A 1,506-nucleotide genomic window follows, 5' to 3' on the forward strand; every position below is an offset into this window, starting at 1 on the left:
ATGGATGATCCCGACGTGGCGGCGGAATTCGTTCGCGCCCATGTGGTACGCGGGTTCGCCAGCGACCGCCTGCGCCGTCACGGGATCAACGCCCCCCGGGGCACCAGCCCGGCATCGGCCGAGGCGAACGCCGCGTTGACGTCGGCCAGATGAAACGGCTCGGGCATCAGCCGCTCGAACGGAAAACTGGTGTGCTGCAGGAACGACAGCCCGGTGGCCAGGGTGACGGGGTCATAGAGCATCACGCCGCGCACGGACTTGTTGCCGTAGACCAACGCGCTGGGGTCGAGCTCGAAGGTGCGTCCCATCCCGACGTTGCCGACCTCGAGCAGCGTGCCGCCGTTGTTGAGGAACCCGATTCCCTCCGGGATAACGCCCGGCACACCGACGACCTCGAGCACCCAGTCCGCCCCGATGCCGTCGGTGTGTTTGTGCACCCGCTCGGTGACCTCGGCCGCCGAGAGTGCGCTGGCGTCGATGCACACGGTGGCGCCGAAGTCGGCGGCGACGTCGAGCCGTTCGGCGATCTTGTCGATGACGATGACCGACGCCGCGCCCGCCGTCCGGGCGACGGCCGCGGCGTTGATGCCCAGCCCGCCGGCGCCCTGAATGACTACGGTATCCCCGAGCCGAACCTCGCGCAGCGCGAAAAGCACCTGCGCCAGAGCGCAATTCAACGGCGCTACCGCCTCGTCGGGCAGGTCGGCGGGAACCTTGTACAGCGGCTGCCGGCGGCTGGTGTAGTAGTACTCGCCGTAGGCGGCGACGAAGTGCGGTACCTGCTCATGGGTGCGGTACTCGCCGGCCATCAGGTTCTGGCAGGCATACGAGCGTCCGCGCGCGCACGCGTGACAGCTGCCGCAGAACCAAAAGTACGGCGCCACCACACGATCGCCGACGGCGAGCGGCTTACCGGTCGCGTCGGTGGTCAGGCCCTCGCCGAGTTCGGCGATCTCGCCGACCATTTCGTGGCCCATGGCGAAGGGGCAGGGCAGCGGCAGCTCGCCGCGAAAGATGTGTAGGTCGGATCCGCAGATGCCGGCCATCCGCAGCCGCAGCGCCGCGGTGCCCGGCGCAGGTGTGGACAACGGGAATTCGGCCAGCTCGATCGGCCCGCCGTGGGCGGTCAGGATCGCGAGCCTGGGCATGGCGATCCCCTCAGCCGGCCGGTGCGAGGATCAGGCCGCTGGTCGGCACCCCGGTTCCGGACGTGACCAGCACGTGTTCGACGTTGTCGACCTGGTTGTACGACGTGCCGCGCACCTGACGCACCCCCTCGGTGATGCCGTTCATGCCGTGGATATACGCCTCGCCGAGCAGGCCGCCGTTGGTGTTGATCGGGAATTCTCCGCCCAGCGACAGCCGCTCGACCGTCGCGAAATCCTTGGCCTCGCCGCGCCCGCAGAACCCGAGCTCCTCGAGCTGGGCGAACACAAACGGCGTGAAATGGTCGTAGATGAAGGCGGTCTGGATGTCTTGGGGCTTGAGACCGGAGTCGCGCCAGAG

Annotated in this window: 1 protein-coding gene and 2 pseudogenes; 1 reads left to right on the forward strand and 2 read right to left on the reverse strand. The window is 68.4% G+C overall.

What is annotated here, in order from left to right; genetic code table 11:
- Positions 1-78: pseudogene (locus tag A5646_RS29135) on the forward strand (TetR/AcrR family transcriptional regulator); the annotation flags it as partial.
- Here A5646_RS29135 and A5646_RS20450 read toward each other — a convergent pair.
- Complete coding sequence (locus A5646_RS20450; RefSeq protein WP_066877725.1) at positions 78-1,148, reverse strand: zinc-binding dehydrogenase; 1,071 nt, start codon at positions 1,146-1,148, stop codon at positions 78-80. The pseudogene A5646_RS29135 and the gene A5646_RS20450 overlap by 1 nt on opposite strands.
- Before the next feature lie 10 nt (positions 1,149-1,158).
- Positions 1,159-1,506 (reverse strand): annotated as a pseudogene (locus tag A5646_RS20455) (lipid-transfer protein); the annotation flags it as partial.

Origin of the sequence: Mycobacterium sp. 1245499.0 (assembly GCF_001673615.1) — a bacterium.
Taxonomy (GTDB): Bacteria; Actinomycetota; Actinomycetes; order Mycobacteriales; family Mycobacteriaceae; genus Mycobacterium; species Mycobacterium europaeum_A.

Excerpts from the sequence above, each read along its gene's own strand:
- A5646_RS20450 (WP_066877725.1), bottom strand. The coding sequence starts at position 1,148 with ATGCCCAGGCTCGCGATCCTGACCGCCCACGGCGGGCCGATCGAGCTG.